19 protein-coding genes are annotated in these 21,624 nt (G+C 38.5%); 10 read left to right on the top strand and 9 right to left on the bottom strand.

Annotated elements, in window-relative coordinates:
* Positions 1–68: 68 nt before the first annotated feature.
* The 6 genes from ASE92_RS15945 to ASE92_RS15920 all read left to right on the top strand — a co-directional run bounded on the left by ASE92_RS15945 (position 69) and on the right by ASE92_RS15920 (position 5,885).
* Complete coding sequence (locus ASE92_RS15945; RefSeq protein ID WP_056851103.1) at positions 69–512, top strand: hypothetical protein; 444 nt, start codon at positions 69–71, stop codon at positions 510–512.
* 382 nt (positions 513–894) lie between these two features.
* The gene (locus ASE92_RS15940; protein ID WP_056851102.1) at positions 895–2,292 is read left to right on the top strand and encodes an anthranilate synthase component I family protein; all 1,398 of its coding nucleotides are present in this window, start codon (positions 895–897) and stop codon (positions 2,290–2,292) included.
* Between the two features lie 41 nt (positions 2,293–2,333).
* Positions 2,334–2,918 carry an aminodeoxychorismate/anthranilate synthase component II gene (locus ASE92_RS15935; RefSeq protein ID WP_056851101.1) on the top strand — a complete coding sequence of 195 codons (585 nt, stop codon included), beginning with the start codon at positions 2,334–2,336 and terminating at the stop codon, positions 2,916–2,918.
* 197 nt (positions 2,919–3,115) lie between these two features.
* Positions 3,116–3,898 (top strand): indole-3-glycerol phosphate synthase TrpC, encoded by a 783-nt coding sequence (gene trpC / locus ASE92_RS15930; RefSeq protein ID WP_056851100.1) that lies wholly within the window; start codon positions 3,116–3,118, stop codon positions 3,896–3,898.
* Positions 3,899–4,117: 219 nt separating this feature from the next.
* Complete coding sequence (locus ASE92_RS15925; protein WP_056851099.1) at positions 4,118–5,197, top strand: mechanosensitive ion channel family protein; 1,080 nt, start codon at positions 4,118–4,120, stop codon at positions 5,195–5,197.
* A 214-nt stretch (positions 5,198–5,411) separates the two neighbouring features.
* Entirely contained in the window at positions 5,412–5,885 is a 474-nt protein-coding gene (locus ASE92_RS15920; RefSeq protein WP_056851098.1) for a hypothetical protein, read from the top strand.
* Positions 5,886–5,982: 97 nt separating this feature from the next.
* Here ASE92_RS15920 and ASE92_RS15915 read toward each other — a convergent pair whose 3' ends face one another.
* The 4 genes from ASE92_RS15915 to ASE92_RS15905 all read right to left on the bottom strand — a co-directional run bounded on the left by ASE92_RS15915 (position 5,983) and on the right by ASE92_RS15905 (position 10,426).
* Positions 5,983–8,307: a Tex family protein gene (locus ASE92_RS15915; protein ID WP_056851097.1), complete on the bottom strand. Its 2,325-nt coding sequence runs from the start codon at positions 8,305–8,307 to the stop codon at positions 5,983–5,985.
* Positions 8,308–8,722: 415 nt separating this feature from the next.
* Complete coding sequence (locus ASE92_RS15910) at positions 8,723–9,235, bottom strand: hypothetical protein (protein WP_200926439.1); 513 nt, start codon at positions 9,233–9,235, stop codon at positions 8,723–8,725.
* A gap of 45 nt (positions 9,236–9,280) precedes the next feature.
* Complete coding sequence (locus ASE92_RS21390) at positions 9,281–9,502, bottom strand: nucleotidyltransferase domain-containing protein (RefSeq protein WP_235527378.1); 222 nt, start codon at positions 9,500–9,502, stop codon at positions 9,281–9,283.
* Between the two features lie 222 nt (positions 9,503–9,724).
* A complete protein-coding gene (locus ASE92_RS15905) occupies positions 9,725–10,426 on the bottom strand; it encodes an SAM-dependent methyltransferase (protein ID WP_056851096.1) in 702 nt (233 codons plus the stop codon).
* Between the two features lie 277 nt (positions 10,427–10,703).
* Here ASE92_RS15905 and ASE92_RS15900 point away from each other — a divergent pair, with 277 nt between their 5' ends.
* Complete coding sequence (locus tag ASE92_RS15900) at positions 10,704–12,428, top strand: DUF6600 domain-containing protein (RefSeq protein WP_157255767.1); 1,725 nt, start codon at positions 10,704–10,706, stop codon at positions 12,426–12,428.
* Positions 12,429–12,471: 43 nt separating this feature from the next.
* Here ASE92_RS15900 and ASE92_RS15895 read toward each other — a convergent pair whose 3' ends face one another.
* Positions 12,472–13,095 (bottom strand): HAD family hydrolase, encoded by a 624-nt coding sequence (locus ASE92_RS15895; RefSeq protein ID WP_056851095.1) that lies wholly within the window; start codon positions 13,093–13,095, stop codon positions 12,472–12,474.
* Between the two features lie 79 nt (positions 13,096–13,174).
* Here ASE92_RS15895 and ASE92_RS15890 point away from each other — a divergent pair, with 79 nt between their 5' ends.
* The 3 genes from ASE92_RS15890 (at position 13,175) to ASE92_RS15880 (ending at position 15,733) form a co-directional block, all read left to right on the top strand.
* Positions 13,175–13,423, top strand: a complete 249-nt coding sequence (locus ASE92_RS15890; RefSeq protein ID WP_056851094.1) for a YtxH domain-containing protein — start codon at positions 13,175–13,177, stop codon at positions 13,421–13,423.
* Positions 13,424–13,483: 60 nt separating this feature from the next.
* A complete protein-coding gene (locus ASE92_RS15885) occupies positions 13,484–14,884 on the top strand; it encodes an MBL fold metallo-hydrolase RNA specificity domain-containing protein (protein WP_056851093.1) in 1,401 nt (466 codons plus the stop codon).
* A gap of 165 nt (positions 14,885–15,049) precedes the next feature.
* A complete protein-coding gene (locus ASE92_RS15880; RefSeq protein ID WP_056851092.1) occupies positions 15,050–15,733 on the top strand; it encodes a bifunctional 2-polyprenyl-6-hydroxyphenol methylase/3-demethylubiquinol 3-O-methyltransferase UbiG in 684 nt (227 codons plus the stop codon).
* Between the two features lie 50 nt (positions 15,734–15,783).
* Here ASE92_RS15880 and ASE92_RS15875 read toward each other — a convergent pair whose 3' ends face one another.
* From ASE92_RS15875 to ASE92_RS15860, 4 genes are all read right to left on the bottom strand, one after another.
* Positions 15,784–18,558 carry an outer membrane beta-barrel protein gene (locus ASE92_RS15875; protein WP_056851091.1) on the bottom strand — a complete coding sequence of 925 codons (2,775 nt, stop codon included), beginning with the start codon at positions 18,556–18,558 and terminating at the stop codon, positions 15,784–15,786.
* A gap of 275 nt (positions 18,559–18,833) precedes the next feature.
* The gene (locus ASE92_RS15870) at positions 18,834–19,910 is read right to left on the bottom strand and encodes a DUF5694 domain-containing protein (protein ID WP_056851090.1); all 1,077 of its coding nucleotides are present in this window, start codon (positions 19,908–19,910) and stop codon (positions 18,834–18,836) included.
* Positions 19,911–20,085: 175 nt separating this feature from the next.
* Complete coding sequence (locus tag ASE92_RS15865; protein WP_056851089.1) at positions 20,086–21,225, bottom strand: M28 family metallopeptidase; 1,140 nt, start codon at positions 21,223–21,225, stop codon at positions 20,086–20,088.
* 105 nt (positions 21,226–21,330) lie between these two features.
* On the bottom strand, positions 21,331–21,522 hold the full coding sequence (locus tag ASE92_RS15860; RefSeq protein WP_056851088.1) for a hypothetical protein: 192 nt from the start codon (positions 21,520–21,522) through the stop codon (positions 21,331–21,333).
* Positions 21,523–21,624 lie beyond the last annotated feature (102 nt).

The following is a 21,624-nucleotide window of genomic DNA, read 5'->3' as shown; positions in this document are numbered from 1 at the left end:
GTTGGTTGCACTCAATATCCTATTTTTTACAATTATTCCCTATTTTTGAACAAACATATTAGATCAAAATGTACAATATTTTAAAATCTGCGCACTCTGGATGGCGCTACATCGTATTAATTTTATTAGTTGTTGCCGTTGTTAACGCTTTATCGGGGTGGTTTGGCAATAAAACTTATACAGAAGGCAACCGGAAGTTAAATGTATTCACTTTAATTAGTGCTCACATTCAATTTCTTATCGGATTGGTTTTGTTCTTTTTTAGCCCTTTAACAAAATTGCCTATGAGCGATGCAATAGGAAGATACTTCAAGGTAGAACATACTTCTATGATGCTTATTGCAATCATTTTAATTACTGTAGGTAATGCAAGATCGAAAAAGGTTGCAGATGCGGTAGCCAAACACCGTACCATTGCAATTTTCTTTGGCCTGGCATTGGTGCTAATTGTTGTTTCGATTTTAATAATGACGAAAAACGTTCCAGGAAGATCATTTTTCGGGATCTCTTAAAAACTAGTGCTTTATTGATAGCAGATTATCGTTTCGATAGAGATTGGGTAAATAAATTTCCAATTCGGTAAGGGAAATTCAATTCAAAAATGAGTTTCCCTTTTTTTAAAAGGTTAATGTTTATAGGAAATTTCACAAATATTTCCATTATTCAAAATTCTTTATATTTTTGTCGCACATGATTAACAATATACATACCTGGCTTTGGCAAAGTAATTCAAAACAGAATTGCGCCGGCTGCGTATGAGGAAAATATTTTTATCAACCTAAACCTAATTGAACCATTAAAGCCCGGCGTAGAACCACACGCCGGGCTTTTGTTTTTAAAAAAATTACAGAGAGGAGATTGCTTCGTTGTTCCTCCTCGCAATGACGATAGAAAATGTTTAAAATTAATACCACTTACAAAAAAATGCTTGCCGATACTACCACGCCAGTGAGCATTTATTTACGCTTACGCGATGTGTATCCGAACAGCATATTGCTTGAAAGTTCTGATTATCATAGTCGTGAAAACTCGATGAGTTTCGTTTGTGCAGAACCCGTTGCCGGGATTGTTTTAAAAGGGAGTCGTTTAGAAACTTATTTCCCAGACGGAACGGTAACAATAAAGGAAAGCAAAAATTTAATTGATGAAATAGCCGATTTCAAAGATCAGTTTAAAGAAACAGAATTGCCTGAAATCAAATTTATTTCAAGCGGTTTATTCGGGTATTTTACCTGGAATGCCGTTCAGCATTTCGAAGATATTAAATTCATTTCTGAAACTCCGGAAGGAGAGGAGATCCCAGAAATGCAGTATCATTTGTATCGCTACATCATTGCAATTGATCACTTCAAAAATGAAATCACCCTTTTCAAAAATACTTTTGAAGGAGAAGAAGAAGGTGGATTGGAAAAGATGGAGTATCTCATCCAGAACAAAAACTATCCGGAATACAAATTTCAGCTGCGGGGAGAGGAAAGCTCAAACCTAACCGACCAGGGTTTTATGGACTTGGTAGAAAAACTACAGAAGCATATTTATAGAGGTGATGTCTTTCAAATTGTTCCTTCAAGGGCGTTCAAACAGGCTTTCTCTGGTGATGAATTTAACGTTTATCGTTGTTTGCGTTCCATTAACCCATCGCCATATTTGTTTTATTTTGATTATGGCAACTTCAAGCTTTTTGGTTCATCTCCGGAGGCGCAAATCACGATTAAAAATAATACCGCCAATATTTTTCCAATTGCCGGAACCTTTAAACGCAGTGGTAATGATATCGAAGATGCAGAGCAAGCGAAAAAGTTGGAGCAGGATCCAAAGGAAAGTGCAGAGCATGTGATGTTGGTTGATTTGGCCAGAAACGATTTAAGTCGTCATTGTAATCGCGTAGAAGTAAAATCGTTTAAAGAAGTGCAATATTATTCCCATTTGATTCACCTGGTGAGTAAAGTAAGCGGACATTTGCAGGAAGACGTAAGTGCTTTTAAGGTGGTGGCAGATACTTACCCGGCAGGAACTTTAAGTGGTGCCCCAAAATATAAAGCCATGCAGCTAATTGATGAAAATGAAAAGCTTGGGCGTAATTTTTATGCCGGCGCAATCGGATTTATGGGTTTTAACGAAGATTTTAACCATGCCATTATGATCAGGACTTTTATGAGCAAGAATAACGAATTGCACTACCGGGCCGGTGCAGGAATAGTGGCAGATTCTGTTCCGGAAATGGAGATGCAGGAAGTGAATAATAAGATTGCGGCCTTGCGTAAAGCTTTGCAAATGGCCGAAGGCATTTAAGGATGAAAACGGATAATGTGTTTATAAAATAAAGATTATCAATGGAAAATAAAGACAAAAAAACTGTTTTAGTGATCGATAACTATGATAGTTTTACCTATAATCTCGTTCATTTAATTAACGAAGTCGGCTACGAAGCGGTAGTTTGGAGAAATGATAAATTCGAATTGGCTGATGTGGCACAATACGATAAAATATTGCTTTCTCCTGGCCCTGGGATTCCGGAAGAGGCTGGATTATTATTGGATGTAATTAAAACTTATGCGCCAACAAAGAGTATTTTTGGGGTGTGTTTAGGTCAGCAGGCCATAGCAGAAGCTTTCGGCGGTACGCTTTTAAACCTCGGCAGACCAATGCATGGAATTGCCACGCCAGTTACCGTGGTAGATGGAGATGAACCTTTGTTTTGGGAGTGCCCGCAAACGATAAATGTTGGAAGATACCACAGTTGGGTGGTGAGTAAAGAAAATTTTCCATCATGTTTAAAAATAACCGCCAGAGACCACAAGAGCGAAATTATGGCGCTTAGGCATGAAAGCTTAGATGTTCGGGGGGTTCAGTTTCACCCCGAAAGTGTGTTAACAGAGCACGGGAGGCAAATGATGGAAAACTGGTTAACGAGCTAATTTAGCCCTAGCGGGACGGGCTATTTTCTTTTTGATGTCAAAAAGAAACAAAAACACCGGCTGAAAATTTTTGTATTAAAGTTAGTGCTTTGGCTTGGATAGAAAATCCCCAAAAATTTGTTAGGCCGGTTTAAAATCGAACGTAGGTGCGCTGCTTTGGCGTGACAAGTTTCTCATTACATGATTTAGAATCACACATGAATATTTTAGATAAGATCGTATTACGTAAAAAAGAAGAAGTTGCTGATGCAAAGCGACTCATCTCGAAACAGGATTTGGAAAAAGCTGATCACTTTAAGCGTACACCTTATTCTTTTAAAAAGTTTTTGTTGGCTGAAGATAGAACCGGAATCATTGCCGAGTTCAAGCGCCGTTCGCCATCAAAGGGTTTAATAAATGGCATAGCCGATGCTGCTGAAGTTACGCTTGCTTATAATAATGCTGGTGCATCTGCAATTTCTGTGCTAACGGATGTTGATTTTTTTGGCGGGAAAACCGATGATTTATTGGCCGCAAGAGCAGCCAACAATATTCCCATCCTTCGCAAAGACTTCATGATTGATGAATATCAGATTTTGGAAGCCAAAGCCTGGGGCGCAGATATCATTTTGTTAATCGCTGCAATTCTAACTCCAAAGCAAATCAGCGATTATGGGAAATTTGCGAAAGATTTAGGCCTGAACGTATTGTTAGAGGTGCACAACTTCGAAGAACTGGAAAGAAGCATTTGCCCTAATCTTGATGCCATTGGTGTAAATAACAGAAACCTCGCCGATTTTACGGTTGATATCCAAACTTCATTTGATTTGGTGAACAAAATTCCAGATGAATTTCTAAAAATTTCGGAAAGTGCCATTAGTAATCCGCAAACCATAAAAGAACTTAAAGTAGCAGGCTTCAACGGGTTTTTAATCGGAGAAAATTTTATGAAGACCGATGATCCTGGGGCTTCGATTAGAGAATTTGTAGCGGAAATTTAAAAACGATCTTCTTAAATTTGTCAGTCTGAGCCTGTCGAAGACGTTTATTCTGCGTTTCGGCTAGCTCAACGAGACTATTCTTACATGGAGTGGTTCAACCATTTGCTTCGCCGCGTTTTTACTGGTATTCTACCTCATAAAATTCTTTCGCAAACAAACTATAAACGCTGTTGTTAAACATAGGAGTAATTTCTATTATTTAACCAACAAATTTCGTTTATGCAGTATCTTGACCACTTTTTTGGTTATCCTATTCCTATTTTCGTTAAAAACTTCATTATCGGTATCATAGCCATTTTGGTTGGCTTGCTTCTTAAATACCTTGTCCACAAAACCTTCCTCTTGCTTTCGCGTTGGTGGGATTTCATTATTATCAAATCCACGATTAAACACCTTCGGCAACCTATCGCGGTATTCATTCCCTTATTGTTATTAAATTCTTCTTTGGATTTGATGGTGATGTCTTCTACTGCCCGACAGCATATTGATAAAGCAATAGAGATTGCATTGACCGCAGTATTTGCACTTATTCTCATCCGGTTAATAAATGTATTAGAAGATTTCTTTTATCTCAAATATGATCTTAACAAAGAAAATAATCTCAAAGAGAGAAAAATACGTACCCAGCTTCAGTTTGTTAGAAAATTTATCGTTTCATTAATCATTATCATTACAGCAGCTATTATTTTGCTCAGTTTTGAAAGCATGAGAAAAATTGGTGCAGGTTTACTTACTGGTGTTGGAATCGGTGGAATTATCATCGGTTTCGCCGCACAAAAATCATTGGGGAATTTATTAGCAGGTTTCCAAATTGCTTTTACACAACCGATAAGAATCGACGATGTTTTAATTGTGGAGGGTGAATGGGGAAGGGTAGAAGAAATCACTTTAACCTATGTGGTGGTGAGCATTTGGGATCAACGGCGACTGATTTTGCCGATTACCTACTTCATCGAAAAGCCTTTTCAAAACTGGACCCGTGTATCTGCTGATTTGCTTGGAACGGTTTTCCTGTATATGGATTATACCATTCCAATTGAACCTTTACGCCAGGAGCTCACGCGGCTTTTAATTGATAATCCCCTTTGGGATAAAAGAGTAAATGTGGTTCAGGTTACCGATACAAATAAAGATGGCTCTATTGAAATCCGATTTTTAATGAGTGCCTCCAACTCTTCAAGGGCTTTTGATTTAAGGTGTTACGTTCGCGAATCGATGATTACTTTTATTCAAAATAATTATCCTGAAAGTTTACCAAAAACAAGAATCGAACATAAAGATAAGTTTCAAAATTTATAAATAGAACTGTATGAGGATTTAAACACTCTTACAGCCATGTTTATCAGTTTGGTAAAATGTAATTTTAAAGTTACATTTTTATTCCTTAAAGTTTTGCTCTGATAATCTGAAAGTTAACTTTTGGGAACATTTTCGGAGTTATAAAATGAATTAAGTTCGCGTCCGTTGGTATAGTTGTTGTTTTTTCAAGGGAAAATTATTTAACACATTTTCTATGAAAAATTTAAAAAAAGTACTTTTCACAATCTTGCCGTTGCTCACGTTAACCGTATTATCTTCTTGCAAAAAAGACAGCAATAACACTCCTGGAGATTCTGAAAATAAAAACTTCAAGTTTACCGTAACTGTAGATGGGGTAGAAGAACAAGATTATGTTTCCTTCGTTTTTGTAGGTGCTACACTCGATAACGCAAAAACTATTTGGAAGGTTAATGGCGTTACCAAAAACAATGAAACAGGAATTTCTTTAGGGAAAAACGATTTTCTGGGTGCTACAAAAACCTATGTAATTGAAAGTACTACGCCTTTAAGGTTAGTAACTACCAGCCAACAATGCTTAAACCCAGGTGCGAACAATCCGTCGTTTAAAATTAGTTTTAAAGCAGAGGTTAATGGCGATGTGGTTACAAACGACCAAAATATCACTGTTACTTCAACCGCCGATTATACGCATAAATACGACTATTAATTTAATAATTCGGTCGATTGAATAAGTGGAGAATTCTTGATAAAACACTTCCATGTGTCAAGATTTCTCCGCTTTTTGTTTAAGTTTTGGGAAGCTTCTATTTAAACATCCCTTTTAGTTTTGCCAATTTCTCTTGCAAATCACCATCAGCTTCTTTTTTTACTGGCTGAGTTTTCTGCGCAAAACTCTTTCCTCCTTGCTCTTTATTCCTTCCTCCTTGCTCTTTGTTCTTCGATCCTTGCTCCTTATTCTTTGTTCCTTGGTCTTTGCTCTTAACCCCATCAGGCTTAACGCTACCGTCACTTTTCATCGATAATGAAATTCGTTTTCGAGCCGCATCAACTTCCATCACAGTAACTTCTACTTTTTGATGTACCTTAACAATATCGTTCGGGTTAGCCACAAAACGGTTAGCCAACTGACTGGTGTGAACCAAACCATCCTGATGAACACCGATATCTACGAAGGCACCAAAATTGGTGATGTTGGTTACAATTCCCGGCAGTTTCATGCCAATTCTTAAATCGCTAATTTCATTTACGCCATCCGTAAAGCTAAAAGCCTCAAACTGTTCACGTGGATCGCGACCTGGCTTGGCCAGCTCCTTTAAGATATCGTTTAGCGTAGGTAAGCCAATTTCGTCAGTTACATATTGCTGCGGTTTAATTTGCTTTTGTAGCTGGCTATCCTTCATCAAAGTAGAAATTGTTGTACCTAAATCTTTGGCCATTTTATCAACTACAGCATATCTTTCAGGGTGAACGCCACTGGTATCTAAAACATTTTCCGCATTACGAATGCGCAAGAAACCCGCAGCCTGCTCATAGGCCTTATCGCCTAAACGGGGTACTTTTTTAAGGCTTTCACGGTTTTTAAACGCACCATGAGTATTTCTGTAATCAACTATGTTTTGGGCTAATGTTGGGCCTAAGCCAGAAACGTAAGCAAGAATTTGTTTCGATGCCGTGTTTAATTCTACCCCAACGGCATTCACCGCACTTACTACGGTATCATCTAAACTAGCCTGTAATTTATTTTGGTCAACATCATGTTGATATTGCCCAACACCGATTGATTTTGGATCGATCTTTACCAACTCCGCCAACGGATCCATAAGCCGGCGACCGATTGAAACAGCACCACGAACGGTAATATCTTGTGTGGGGAATTCTTCTCGGGCAGCCTCGGATGCAGAGTAGATGGATGCACCGCTTTCGTTAACCATCACAATGGTAATATTAGGCAAGTTGAACCCACGAATAAAGGCTTCTGTTTCTCTTCCTGCCGTTCCATTGCCAATAGCAATTGCTTCAACGTTGTGCTTTTCGCAGAGTTGTTTAATGGAAATTTCAGCATTCTTAACATTTCCTTGTCCGGTATGCGGATAAATGGCGGTGTTCTCTACTAGTTGACCTTGGCTATCCAAACAAACCACTTTGCAACCAGTACGAAAACCCGGGTCAATAGCTAGTACGTTTTTTTGTCCCATTGGTGCTGCCAATAACAACTGGCGGGCATTTTCGGCAAAAACCCGAATGGCTTCTTCATCTGCCTTTTGTTTGGTCAGTACCCGAAGTTCGGTCTCCATTGCCGGTTCAAGTAAACGCTTGTACCCATCTTCCAAAGCCTGTTGCACTTGTTTAGAAGCCGCATTATGGCCCAATATGAATTGGCTTTCAAGTAATTCAATGGCGCCTTCTGCCGGTGGTAAAGCATCAAGTCTCAAAATCAATTCTTTTTCACCTCTGCGCATCGCCAAAACACGGTGCGATGCGGCCGTTTTAACAGGCTCATTCCACTCGAAATAATCCTTATACTTTATTCCTTCTTCTTCTTTTCCTTTAATTACTTCAGATTTGAAAACAGCCTTTTCCTGAAAATAACTACGCATTTTGGTTCGGGCCTCTGCATTTTCCGAAATCATTTCCGCAATAATATCGCGTGCTCCAGCCAGGGCTTCCTCCAAAGACTTAACACCCTTTTCTGCATCTAAAAATTGATCAGCCGCAGCGTCTAAATCGAAATTTTTCTGATTGAAAATTTGCAATGCCAGACGCTCCAAACCCTTTTCCTTTGCAACCGAAGCTCTTGTTTTACGCTTAGGTTTGTAAGGCAGGTAAATGTCTTCAAGTAAGGAGATGGTTTCAGCTTCGTTAATTTTTTGCTCCAACTCGGGTGTTAATTTGCCAAGATCGTTCATCGATTTTAGAATCGCTTCACGGCGTTTGTCCAAATCTCTTAATTGCGTAACGCGATCTCGAATTGCCGCTACCTCCACTTCATCTAAACTTCCTGTTAATTCTTTACGGTAACGTGAAATGAAAGGCACAGTTGCACCTTCATCCAATAAACTTACGGTGGCGGTTACTTGTTTTTCTGCAACTTTTAATTCTGCAGCAATTATTTTATGATGAGCTAGCATATAATGTATTCAATATTAAAGGCAGCAAAGCTAATTAGGATTTGCCGTATTTTACGATTTTTAAAATCAAGTTTTCCACCAGAAAATGTGAAGAAATTAATTGTTTATTTCCAGATTGACCGACGTTTTATTCGTTGATTAACGAATGATGAGGATTGGAAAGCAAAGACAGTTGTTGATTTAAACGTTCGTCTGGCTTTCCGTTAAATGCCCGATGAAAAATCGGGCGATACCGCTGCAATCCAGTTTAGGTGGACAGGTTAGTAAAGCTATTTACTTTGCAAAGCGTATCATCTTTCTGGAGTTTTAGGAATGGCTACTGCTTGCGTTTTTCTCATCATGCCGAAAGGGAAATGAAGAGGTCTGTTCAATTTTAGATTGAAGGACGCTAGTCGAGATTTGTAATATCACTTTGCTACCTTTTTTCGATATCTTCGAAATAGTCCATTACCTTCTGCTCGGCAGCTTCATTGATGTCAACTGTGTTGTTATAGAGCGATGTTCTAAGTTGCCTATACAATTCAACCCCATTTTTCAAACTAATCATTATTGAGGCTTTATCGTACTTCGAAACCGTGCTAATTAAACCTTCGAAATCTTTTGGCATTAAGTCCATTTCAGCTTTTCTTACGCCTCGGGGCAATTTTTCGTTTTTGATATGCAGCAGTGGTCCAAATACAACCATTCTTAAAAAACCTAAAAAATCATAAGCTTCCAGATATTCACCTCGACCGATTTTCAACAATGCGTAATGTATCCAGGTCCAAAACCGATCTTCAATCCACTGGTAATCTGGAAAAGGGAAGCTTGCTTCCGAATTATCCAAGCTCCTTTGAAGTTGGCCATCTCTATCTAAAAGAATATGAGGTGTTTCCACCCGGACATGAAATTCTTCCAGCGTAACGAATTTTAAATCTACATGTAGCAACGGATTGTCGTAAAGGCATATTAAAACTCTGGGTTCGCCAACATGTTAACCAGTAAAGCCAGATAAAAAATTACCCAGACTTTTGGCATATTGCATCATCAGAGTTTTATCATCGGTAATCTTTTCTGTTGTTACCACAATTAAATCCAAATCAGAAAATTCATCTATTTTGTTGCTTAGCCACGATCCGCCTACAGCTAAACCGGTTACGTTTTCATTTTTTGAAAATATTTCTTTTGCCTTTTGCGCAAATTCTAGTTGCATCATCATGACATTGATTAACCTTGAAATGTTTACAATTTAAAAAAAAATCTTCTCAATTTTTTTCATTGGAAATACTTTCCCTTGATCTCGATTTATTGTTTCGGGCTTTGAGGACACAGACCGTGGCGTTAAAATTTTTCCACTGCACATATGCCCTTAATTGCCGTCCGGCTTTAGCCGACGGATTCATTAAAAAAAAAGCCTGTTCGTCACAGGCCATTTGTTTTAATACATCAAAAATATAGTAGGTTTTTTATGAAGATCAATTTCTTCTTTGCGCCAATTGTAAACGCTTTGGGTTTTGATAAATTCGTCTTCAGCAGTGAGGTTGCTGGCTACGCAAATCTGCGTGTTGGGTTTACAACTTTTTAACACCTCTTCAAAAAGCTGATTGTTACGAAAAGGCGTTTCGATAAAAATTTGTGTTTGTTTATAGCGACTTGCTGATAAATCTAAGTCTTTAATCCGTTTGGTGCGCTGTTCTTTATCTATGGGTAAATATCCCCAAAAAGCAAAACTTTGTCCATTAAATCCTGAAGCCATTAAAGCCAACAAAATCGAACTTGGGCCAACCAAAGGAACTACCTTAATGCCAAGTTTGTGTGCTTCAGCAACAATTTCTGCACCTGGATCTGCAATGCCCGGACAACCTGCTTCACTCATCAGGCCAACGTCTTTTCCTCCCTTTAGTTCGTTAAAAAACTGTCCTAAATCTGTGCGGTTATGCTTGCCATAATCGTGTACAATGAGGTCTTTTTGTGGTGTTTTTAATCCTGCCTCCTTTAAAAAGCGACGGGCTGTTTTGCTATTCTCCACAATGTAAGTATCAATCTGATTGATGGTATCAACCAAATATGGAGTGAAAGTTTTGTGTGAAACCTCTTCTGCCAGAGGAACAGGAATAAGATATAAGGTGCCGTTTTGCATGTTGCAAAAATAGGTACAATAAACAGAATTTTAGTTTTAAAGTTTTGCGTTAATGCGATATAATCTATTTTCTAAACAGTGGTGTAGCAAATATTATTTCTAGCTGACTTATTTTCTGCACAATTAACCTTCGCTTAAAACGTTAAATATTAGTTAAATATGCCTTCAGAGGCAATATCAGGCCAAAAAACGAAAAACTATGCAAGCATATTAAACCTTGATGAATTTTGGTTCTCTAATTGATACACACAAGTTAGGTTATTAAATAAACACACAAATGAAAACACTGAAAAAATCGGCAATTGTGCTGGGGCTTTTTGGGCTCCTTGCCGGAACCACCACCTTAGTCAGGGCACAAGACTATCAAGACAATTATCAGGATGATGGTTATAGCACAGGGAATGTTTCTATGCAAACCTTTTATGATGAACTTTCTCCTTACGGTACCTGGATTCAAGATCCGCAGTACGGGTATGTTTGGCGTCCTGATGTCGACCAAAACGAATTTCGCCCATATTATACCAATGGCCGCTGGGCAATGACAGAATATGGAAATACCTGGGTTTCGAACTACGATTGGGGTTGGGCTCCTTTTCACTATGGCCGTTGGGTAATTAACAGCTACCGCCAGTGGATTTGGTTGCCAGATACAAACTGGGGACCAGCATGGGTAGATTGGAGAAGTGGCGATGGGTATTATGGATGGGCACCAATGGCACCAAGCATTAGCATTAATTTAAGCTTTGGAAGGCGTTATTCAGTTCCCGAGTTCTGCTGGAACTTTATCCCTCAGCGTAATATTTATATAAATACTTTCCCTAGGTACGATTACGGCCGTAACAATGTTTACATCCGCAATACTACGATCATCAATAATACCTACGTTTACAACAGAAGGTCTTATTATGGCGGTCCGAGGATTGATGATATCAGAAGAGCAACTAATCGTGATGTAACTGTTTACAGGTATGCGCAAAGTAATCGCCCGGGTGCAAGTAGAGTTGGAGGAAGGGAGGTTTCGATTTACAGACCAAGACCAGAGCGTAATGCCGATAACCGCAACGCAGCGCCAAGAAAATTTGAGCAGGGAAATGCTGGGATAAGCAGAGGTGGAAGAAATGAAGGTTACGCAAACCGTAATCAACCTGGCAGAGATAATAACGGCAATCGCAGCGATAATGATCAAAGGGGAAATAATGATAATCGCTTTGGAAACAGAAACGATAACCGTGGTGGTCAACCGAACAGAGGAAATCAAGCTAACGCCGGTCGTGACAATAATCAACCAAATAATAGGGGTGAAACTTACGATAGAAACGCAAATGGCCGTACGAGCAGAGGCAATTCAAATGGAATTGACCAACGTAATAATGATGGCAACTTAAATAGAGGCCAAGATCAGGAACGGGCAAACCAAATGCGTCAGCAACGTAATCAGCAAGATCGCATGAGTCAGGATCAGCAACGTGCTCAAAATGAGACGAGAGGAAATAACGATCGCTCAGGAGATGTACAAAGACAACAACGTTCAGAGCAGGCAGCACAACAAAATGCACAACGCAACGAACAGATGCAGCAACAGCGCAGTCAGCAGGCGGAGCAACAAAGAGCTCAACGCGATCAGCAAATGCAACAACAACGCAGTCAGCAGGCAGAACAGCAAAGAGCACAACGTGATCAGCAGATGCAGCAGCAACGTTCTCAGCAGGCGGAGCAACAAAGGGCTCAACGCGATCAGCAAATGCAGCAGCAACGTAGTCAGCAGGCAGAGCAACAAAGGGCTCAACGTGATCAGCAAATGCAGCAGCAACGTAGTCAGCAGGCAGAGCAACAAAGGGCTCAACGTGATGCGCAACAGCAACAGCAAAGAGCACAACAACAGCAACAAATGCAACAACGCCAGGAACAAAGAAGAACTGAATCGGCCCCTCAACAACAAAGAGGTGGTGGCGAAAGAAGTGGCGCTGAAGGTGGCAGGCCATCAAGAGGTGGCAGAGGATAGATTAATGGAAAGTCCCGGTGAAAACCGGGACTTTTTTGGGTAATTATTGCCCCGCAGCCTGGCGCAGCTGACTTAAATTTTTTCCAATATAGGTGCTTTTGGCGTTTGGATGAAGATTTTCAGGATCCAGCAAAAAAGTTTCGATGCCAAGTTCCAGCCCATATTTAATTTCCGATTCTGCATCATCGCCAATGATCAGGATATCTTCAGTATTCAGCTTAAATTTTTCAATTAAATTTAAGAATGCCTGTTTTTTATTGCTAACAGCTACATCAACAACTTGAACATCTTCGAAATCATCAGCTATTCCTAGCATTTTCACTTTTGAATACTGTTGTTTAGGGAAACCGGCGGTAACGATAAACTTTCTGCCCTTTAAACTTTTTATATAATGGTAATCATCACTCGGAATTAATGCTTTGGTGACTTCTCTATTCGATAGATAATCAATTAAACGATCGGTTACCTCTTTTGGAAATTCGTATTTTTCGGCCACTTTTAAGAATGGTGTTCTTAGCATTTCCGCTTTTGCGGCCACATATTGTTCGTCAGTGAGTTTTAAATCTTGCTTCTCAAGCAAATCATACAGTCCTTTCATCAAAACATCTTCATTCGGTTTGGTAAAGTAAATCGTGTTATCTAAATCGATAAAAAATACTTGTTTCATTGTGGTTTGGTTTTTGCAAGGTAAAAAAAGTTAAAACACCTTAAGGGTTAATATGTTTAATAACTAAATAACGAAAACCATGAAAAAAGAGACAAAAATTATAGTGGGCGTTTTAGCTGGAGCAGCATTAGGCGCAACAATTGCATTAGCATTATCATCAGATTCATCTAGTGATTTAAAAGGTAAGGTTTCAGATTTTTTTGCTGATCTTTTAGATGCTTCTAAAGATAAGTTAGCTGGATTAGCAGATAAGGCATCAGGTTTAGCAGACAAAGCCTCTGGGGTAGCAGAGAGAGTTAAAGATAAAATCTCAGAAGTTCACGCTTAAAGAAATTGGAAATGCCGGAAATATCCGGCATTTTTATGCTACATTAATTCTAACCATCTAATGAAGATTGCCTTTCATGGTGCTGCCCGTACAGTGACGGGAAGTAAGCACCTTATTACCCTAAAAAATAACACACAGATATTACTAGATTGTGGCCTGTTTCAGGGAATGGGTCGTGTTACCGATAAACTAAATGACTATTTTGGTTTCGATCCCAAGAAAATTACCTATCTCATTTTATCTCATGCCCACATTGATCATTGCGGTTTGTTGCCTAAATTGGTAGCCGATGGCTTTAGCGGAAAAATCTTCTGTACGCCCGCCACAATGGATCTTTCTCGCATCTTAATGATGGACTCAGCGAAAATCCAGATGCAGGACGCTGATTTTTCAAATAAGCATCGACGTGAAGGTGAAGAAATGGAAGAGGCGCTTTACACAGAGGAAGATGTGACCCAGACTTTGAGTCAGATGAAAATTGTGGAATATGAGAAAGATTTCGAAATCGATGAAAACATCCGTTTGAAACTCACCGATGCCGGACACATTTTGGGTAGCTCTGCGGTTCATTTAACTATTACCGAAAACGGCGACACGAAAAGGATTACCTTTTCTGGCGATGTTGGTCGCTATGGAGATTTACTGTTGAAAAGTCCTCAGCAATTCGATCAGGCTGACTACATTTTGATGGAATCTACGTATGGCGATTCACTTCATAAAGACCTCGATCCGATTGAAGGAATGCTTTACGAAATCATTAATCACACCTGTATCGCAAAAAAAGGTAAGGTAATTATACCGGCTTTTGCCGTTGGGAGAACGCAAGAGTTATTATATGCATTAAACGGCTTGGAGTTAAAAGGAAAATTACCAGATGTTCCATTTTACGTTGATAGTCCGCTATCATCAAAAGCTACCGAAATTTTGCGCAACCATCCTGAGGTTTACAATAATGGTGTAAAACAAGTTTTAAAAGTTGACCACGACATTTTTGGATTCAAAGGCTTGCGTTTCATCGAAAGTGTGGAAGAATCGAAAAAACTGAACGATGATCCACGTCCTTGTGTAATTATTTCTGCATCGGGCATGGCGGATGCTGGCCGAGTGAAACATCACATCAGAAACAATATCGGAAACCAGAAAAATACCATTTTAATGGTGGGTTATTGTGAACCCAATTCTCTGGGTGGACAATTGGTTGCTGGTAAAAAAGTAGTTGAAATTTTCCGTGATGAATATGATGTGAAGGCGGAAGTGCAAGCAATAAAATCGATGAGTGCGCATGGCGATTATGAAGATTTATTGCAGTTTCTGTCTTGTCAGGATCCAGCGGAAGTGAAGCAGCTTTTTCTTGTGCATGGAGAGTATGAAGTTCAGCAGCATTTCGCAACGCGATTAAAAGACTATGGATTTAAACATGTGGCTATTCCGGAATATCATCAGGAATTTGAGTTAGATTAATTTTTAGGCTGGCCGTCATGTCGACCGAAGTGGAGAAATCTTTGACCAGCGAATATACTTCAAAGATTTCTCTCCCGCATGTTAGGGACTTTGATCCAGTCGAAAGGGTGATGCCTTTTGATTCTTATCCTCCATTTCCATTTTCCAATTTCTATCTTTGCTTCCATGGATGTTTTTGGTAAAGCGCTTATTGATATTTACAAAACCGGCGAAGCCGATACACTCTGGTTGCACAATTCTTATGGTGAGCCTGAAGAAATGCCCTTGGAATTTTTCTTCCGTGATGATGAAGATATGCCCGTGTTGGAACTTCAGGCATTGCATCTATGTCACGGGAAAGTTTTAGATATCGGAGCAGGTGTCGGCAGTCACGCGTTGCTTTTACAGGCTTTTAATATCGATGTCACTGCTATTGATGTTTCTGAAGCTGCGGTTAACATTATGAAAGATCGTGGAGTGAAAAAAGCTTTGCTGCAAGATGTCTTTACCTATCAAGAAAAGTTCGACACCATTTTAATGCTAATGAATGGCATAGGTTTAACCGGAACGTTGGCCGGTTTCAAAGATTTTTTAATCAAAATTAAAGATCTACTCCATCCAGGCGGACAGGTAATTTTCGATTCATCGGATATTTATTATTTATATAAGGATTTGCCAAAGCCTCAAAATCAATATTACGGTGAAGTTTCTTATCAATATGAATACAGAGGAGAAAAGGGAGATTGGTTTAACTGGGTTTATGTAGATGAAGAAACCATTAAAGCCATCGCAACAGAAACCGGCTGGAACTGTGAAATGATATTCGACGATGGAGAAGACCAGTATTTGGTGAAGATGACCTTGGCATAAATTCGTCATAGCTTGCCTGCATATTGCACGCAAGCTATGAAGCTTTAAGTTTAAAAGCTAAAAAACGTTTGTCTTCCGCCTACTTTCTGCCCAAAATTTTGGATATTGTAAGTCAGCGTTACCATTCCATACCTGCCTAAATTATTGGTTTGATAATCGATTACGCTATTCCCGGTAATCTCTACAGATCGCCTCACATTACTTTGCAAAATATCATTCAACGCTAATTTCAATTGTAGTCGGTCATTTTTCATGAAGAGATACGTCACTGCTGCATTCCACAGTTTAATGTTATTGTTGTAACCGGCAATTTGTTGCGTATTTGCAGTGATGGCGAAATTGGTTTCGAATACTACCTTTTTGGGATATCTGATAATCAGTTCAGAAGTGCTATTCTGCGTATTGTAACTTAAATCAGTATAAAAATCATCCTGATAACGGCTGCGGTTTAGGTTAATGGAATAAGATTGGTTTAATTCGACAACATCGTTCAAGTTTAATTTCACACTTCCATTAGGGCCAACATAAAATACGTTTGCATCACTTCTGATATTATTGATAATAATCGGCGTATGATTGAAGTTTGCCCAGAAACCTAAGCCTACTTTTAAAGTTGTTTTATTGATTTTAAAATCCTTCGAACCATTTGCACCACCATTAAAATTATAAATGCCACTCACGTTAATTGGAGTAACGGTTTGCACACCATTGCTAATTATTGTGGTATTTACGATGCCGTTTTTGGTGAAATTTCCGTAACCATACAAATTATAATTAACTAGCAACTTCGGGTCGTATTTGTACATGTTCAAACTCAATCTTTGCATTCTTGCTGGCAGCAAATTAGGGTTGCCATTTCTAATGTAAAGGGCATTGGTATTATCGGCTACAGGTTGCAAATAACTTACATTTGGTTCTGTAAAACGGGCATCGTAATTCAACCTAAAAATTTTATACACCAGTTGAAACGAAGGCCAAATGAAATGATATCGCTGATCGATGTTGGCGCTATTGCTAAAGAGGTTATTTAATGAAATGTAGTTGTGTACAATTCCAGGTTGGATATTAAAATCTTTGGTTATTCGGTATTTCAAACTAATATTCGTGTTCGTTTTAAAGCCAGCCTGCTCTACGGTTTGGCTTAAACTAGGGATTACTACATCATATAGTTGGTTTGCAGGGTTCCTGTAAAATGTGCTCAAGGCATTTTCGTTGTTCAAAATATTTCCGCTTAAATCAATTTTAAAGCTTAACTTTTTATTGATGGGTTCGCTATAATTGGCATAGATGTACGATCGAAAATTCTCAATTTGATTGTTCCGCAGCTGATCTATTTCTGAAATTGATGGGGTAATGAAGAAGTTACTGATGCTTCGGTTATAATTTAAGGTTGGATTTGGAGTAGTCGAAATATCAAAACCGATATTGAATGATCTGCCTGCTTTCTTAAAATCTTTACTTAAATCGGCTACCAGCTGATATTTATTACTTGATGAATTTCGGTCGTTTATATTCTGCAAGTTATTAACCAGCTGGCCAGCAGCATTTGTGTTTGTGGAGCGATTGGTGCTGATAGCGTTGTTCGAATTTAAAACGATAAAAGGCTCAATAGTGAGTTGAGTTAATGAATCGATTTGCCAATCTAATTTACCTGCAATATTATGTTTAAGCGTTAATGCGCTTGTGTTTTCATTTGCATTGGTAATCAACCGATCATTTCCCAGCGTTTGGTTCGTATTGGTTAAGCGCTCCAGTAAATTATCATTGCGGCCGAAAAAATATTGAGTATTTAGCTTAATGCCTTTTTTTGTGAGGGTATTAAAGTTAAAGCCGCCGCCCGATGAGGTTTGTATACCGCTAAAGCTTCCACCAAAACTAATTCCATTAAACTCAAAATAGCCACCCGAACTCATCATCATTGAATTAACACCACTTCGGTTAAAACCACCAATACGTTGAACATCATTTGGATTAAAGCCCGGCTGGTTGATGTTATTCCCATAGGCCAAAATACTCACCTGTGTCGTATCGCGGAAAAAATTCATTAAACCCCCCGCTTGATAAAGTTCTTTGATGCCGCCGCCAGCATACAACTTGCCAAATGCACCTTTCTTAATGGCTTTCTTCAATTTCAAATTGATAATTTGAGGAATCTCTGCCGCGGTTAAATCGGGGTCTCTCCTTTTTGCTTGCTTATCCTCCACCACCTGAACTTTATCAATAATGTTGGCAGGTAAATTTTTAGTTGCGATTTGCTGGTCACCTCCAAAAAATTCCTTTCCATCAACCAGAATTTTGCTTACTGCTTTACCGTTAACCATAATTGATCCATCTTCGGCAATTTGTACCCCTGGAAGTTTCTTCAACAAGTCTTCAACTACTGCAGAGGGGAGCGTTTTGAAAGATTCTGCATTAAATTCTATTGTGTCTTTACGCACAATAACAGGCGGCCTTTCTGCCACAATGTTCACTTCGTTTAAATCGTTAGCCTTGGTTGATAAATAAATGGTACCTAAGTTTAACGCCGGATTTTCTGGCGTTAGCGCAATCTCTTTTCGGTAAGTGCCATATTGCCAGGCAGAAATAACCAGGCGATATTTTATCCCCGTTTGTAGGTTATTTATTTTAAAAGTGCCTTTATCATCAGAAAGCTTATACGTGGTAAGTACACTATCGCCAACTTTGTAAACCGATACTGTAGAATAATTCAAAGTGGTTTTGTGGTTGGCACTATCGGCTAATATTCCAGTCATACTACCGTTCTTCTGTGCCAGGAGATTTAAAAAGAAGAAAGAAAATAAAATAGAAAGTAAAAGCTGCTTCATATAAGGTAAGTAAGAATGTTGGGCTAATTTAGTGTTGACGTTTAAATGGTTTTCAAAAATGTGACGAATTCGGTTTGAAATGTGATGAATTTAGATTCTCGATTTATTCCACGCCAAGTGACAAACAGGGCACACCCAAAAATTATCAACTAAATCTTTAGGTAAAGATGATTTTATATTTTGTTAATTACGAATGCAATCAAAAAAATTACAAAGGTGGAAACGAAAAAATCCCCAAAGGTTAAACTTTGAGGATTAATATTAAGTAGTGGTTCTTACTTTAAGTCGTTGTAGCTGACGATTTTTACATCGGGATTCTTTGCTAAAATTTCTTCCATCCAAACCCGGTGCGCTGCTCCAACACCAACCACTACTCGCTTAGCGTTTTTGGCTCTTGCCTGTGCGATCACGTTTTTGCACATGCCTTCGTTTCTGTTTGTCCATTGTGCCACCATGTCCTTTAAAGTTTCGGTAGGAAAACCTGCATAGCCGTAAAATTTGCGACCGCCATAAAAGTTCCAGGCTTCAATTAATTCTCCGTATTTGGCTGTAGCCATTCCTGCATATTCATCAGCAGAAAACTTCTTTTCTTCTTCATTACTATAACCCCAATATTTGTCTATCGCACTCATTGTTCTTCCTTCTGGTGATAATGAATCTGCTTTAGCTTTTTGGGCCAGTATTTTATAGGCAGAATCCATTTTACCCCAAGCTTCACCCCAAGGTTTATCGTAAGTTTGGCAATCCATATTATAAATTTGGTTCTGACCGAGTTGATAAATCAATGGAAAATATATTTTGCTGTACTCGCTTCCTGGTCTGATGATCCCGAGTTTTTTTAGGGAATCCAGGCTTCCAAACATTTTAGCATAGGTTTCTTGCTCTTGCTTTCCAAACCTGGATTTCATTTCATTTTGCAATATAAACATCTGATAATCGAAATTACCCCTGTCCCAATTTTTAGCATATTCAACAGCTAAATCCATTCTTGTTTTGTGGTAGTATGGAAAAGAGGTTAACGCTTTCTGTTTTTTCTTAATCGAAGCAGCACTATTTTTTGGTGGACCTGGATTCAATCTGGTAATGTAGTTAACCTTTTTTGCAAACCCTTGTTTAGCCCAATGGTCATCACTTAGCGTAGCATAATCTGTTGCTGGCAGATACTCTCCGAAAACCATATCAGGTTTAAAATTTTTAAGTTTATCAATTATAGCCTGAAAATTTTGTGTCGATTTAGAGTTATCGTGAGAAGAAGCTACAATTACAATTTCTATTTGATTTTGGGCTTTGCTATTAACCGCTATGCTGATCAATAGTAACAATGCGAAGTTGAAGTTTAGGATGGTTTTCATAGTGAATCTATTTTTTTTGTTGATTCAAATATGAGGAGAACAACTTCGCCACTATATTTAATTATCCCAACGGCTTTAAATTTTATCCCAATAGGGTTTACAGCTTAATCAACAATTCGTCAACAGGTGGATGGCGTTGATATAAAATTTGAGGTAATTCATCCTAGAATTGAAGCTATTTCATTAACTTTTTATTAAAGCTGACCAGCAATTTAAAAAGATCATTATACTTATTTAATGGTAAAGTATAGGCTTGATCAAACACATCGTGATAGGCAGAAGGCCCACCTTGAGTATAAATAAAAAAGGCAGGAACCCCTTTTTCAGAGAAAAAATAATGATCGCTATTTGCCGCCTTGCCTCTCGAATTTATTTTTGAAATATATTGATGCTGGTCGTTAATTTCCTTTAATAAGGAAAATGCTTTTGGATAAACTGACCCATTAACCACTGTCATCCCAGCTTCGCCTGTGCCCACTAAATCAAGATTAATGAGGAATTTAATTTTATTCAGCGGCAAAAGTGGATTTTCAGTATAATATCTTGAGCCTAATAAGCCTGCCTCTTCGGCAGCGAAACAAATAAAACCAATAGAGTAAGGTTGAGGATTTGCAGCATAGAATTTCGCCAAACTTAAAAGTGTAGCAACACCGGCAGCGTTGTCATTTGCTCCGGGGAAATACGTGTCTTTTCCCAAGCCACCCAAATGATCGTAATGAGCGGTAATCATTAAGATAGAATCGGGATATTTGGTGCCTTTAACTAAACCGCAGATATTAGAAGCCTGGAAGTTGCTAATGAACCTGTTTTCAATATCAACATTTATCCGCTTCGGGCTAGTATTCAAAGCTTTTCTATTGATTTGGATTTGTGTCTTCTCACCAACTTCGGTAGCTACAGACCAGGTGAGTTTATCTTTTAATGAAACTTGTAATATTGGACTTGCCTGAAAATTTAAACTATCAATTTGCTTTAAGGCTGCTTTCAGCTTAACCGTCGGACTTTCGTTATTGATGATGAAATCTTTGCCTGGAATTAATTTTTTCTCATTAACTTCTACCATCATTTTTCCGGGAAATGTGTTAACCGGAAAATTAAAATTCTGTTTGTAACTTGTGCCGAAGGGAATTAAATCCAGCTTGTTATATTCTTCAGCAATGAAATCTGCAGCCTTTTTCATTCCGTCTTTCGTGTAACCTCTGCCCCAAAATTCTTTTGAAGTAAGTTTATCTACCATTTTTCGGGTGTAGGCAGAATCTTGAGCAGGACAAAAAGAAGAATAAAATAAGGCGAATACAAGCAGCAAGTTTTTCATGCTTGTAATTTACCAATGTTGATGCAAGTTTTTTCTATCGATTGTTAAATCACAGAAATTTTTGGCTATTTATTTATAAAGTACCCAAGCGAAGATGCCATAAAATCATTGCTGTAATTCTGCCACTTTAGGTTTTTCTAATGTTTTAATTATGGCATAAGCCAGAGGCAGTATTAGCGTGATAATGATTTCCTGACGCTGAAAATTTAATTGGAATAATAAGATCGAAAGTGCACACAATGTCCAGATTACACCAGATGCCAGGAAAAAGTGTTTTGAAAAGTTGATAAGCTTCATTTTATAAGGCGATTAATTTTATAAGCTAATATAATCACAGTAACTTACTTTGCAATCAAAAAAAAGGTCGGTTGAAAATCAACCGACCTAAAATATGATTTG

This window comes from Pedobacter sp. Leaf41 (assembly GCF_001422545.1).
Classification (GTDB): Bacteria; Bacteroidota; Bacteroidia; order Sphingobacteriales; family Sphingobacteriaceae; genus Pedobacter.
Note: the sequence above shows the minus strand (reverse complement) of the source record. Positions and strands in the feature narration are given on the sequence as shown.

Bases quoted from the DNA above. Each gene is read 5' to 3' on its own strand.
- ASE92_RS15870 (WP_056851090.1), bottom strand. From the start codon at position 19,910: ATGAAAACCATCCTAAACTTCAACTTCGCATTGTTACTATTGATCAGC.
- ASE92_RS15860 (WP_056851088.1), bottom strand. From the start codon at position 21,522: ATGAAGCTTATCAACTTTTCAAAACACTTTTTCCTGGCATCTGGTGTA.
- ASE92_RS15935 (WP_056851101.1), top strand. From the start codon at position 2,334: ATGGAAAATAAAGACAAAAAAACTGTTTTAGTGATCGATAACTATGAT.
- ASE92_RS15905 (WP_056851096.1), bottom strand. From the start codon at position 10,426: ATGCAAAACGGCACCTTATATCTTATTCCTGTTCCTCTGGCAGAAGAG.
- ASE92_RS15890 (WP_056851094.1), top strand. From the start codon at position 13,175: ATGAAAAAAGAGACAAAAATTATAGTGGGCGTTTTAGCTGGAGCAGCA.
- ASE92_RS15945 (WP_056851103.1), top strand. From the start codon at position 69: ATGTACAATATTTTAAAATCTGCGCACTCTGGATGGCGCTACATCGTA.
- ASE92_RS15885 (WP_056851093.1), top strand. From the start codon at position 13,484: ATGAAGATTGCCTTTCATGGTGCTGCCCGTACAGTGACGGGAAGTAAG.
- ASE92_RS15940 (WP_056851102.1), top strand. From the start codon at position 895: ATGTTTAAAATTAATACCACTTACAAAAAAATGCTTGCCGATACTACC.
- ASE92_RS15895 (WP_056851095.1), bottom strand. From the start codon at position 13,095: ATGAAACAAGTATTTTTTATCGATTTAGATAACACGATTTACTTTACC.
- ASE92_RS15880 (WP_056851092.1), top strand. From the start codon at position 15,050: ATGGATGTTTTTGGTAAAGCGCTTATTGATATTTACAAAACCGGCGAA.
- ASE92_RS15925 (WP_056851099.1), top strand. From the start codon at position 4,118: ATGCAGTATCTTGACCACTTTTTTGGTTATCCTATTCCTATTTTCGTT.
- ASE92_RS15865 (WP_056851089.1), bottom strand. From the start codon at position 21,225: ATGAAAAACTTGCTGCTTGTATTCGCCTTATTTTATTCTTCTTTTTGT.
- ASE92_RS15900 (WP_157255767.1), top strand. From the start codon at position 10,704: ATGAAAACACTGAAAAAATCGGCAATTGTGCTGGGGCTTTTTGGGCTC.
- ASE92_RS21390 (WP_235527378.1), bottom strand. From the start codon at position 9,502: ATGATGCAACTAGAATTTGCGCAAAAGGCAAAAGAAATATTTTCAAAA.
- ASE92_RS15915 (WP_056851097.1), bottom strand. From the start codon at position 8,307: ATGCTAGCTCATCATAAAATAATTGCTGCAGAATTAAAAGTTGCAGAA.
- trpC (WP_056851100.1), top strand. From the start codon at position 3,116: ATGAATATTTTAGATAAGATCGTATTACGTAAAAAAGAAGAAGTTGCT.
- ASE92_RS15875 (WP_056851091.1), bottom strand. From the start codon at position 18,558: ATGAAGCAGCTTTTACTTTCTATTTTATTTTCTTTCTTCTTTTTAAAT.
- ASE92_RS15920 (WP_056851098.1), top strand. From the start codon at position 5,412: ATGAAAAATTTAAAAAAAGTACTTTTCACAATCTTGCCGTTGCTCACG.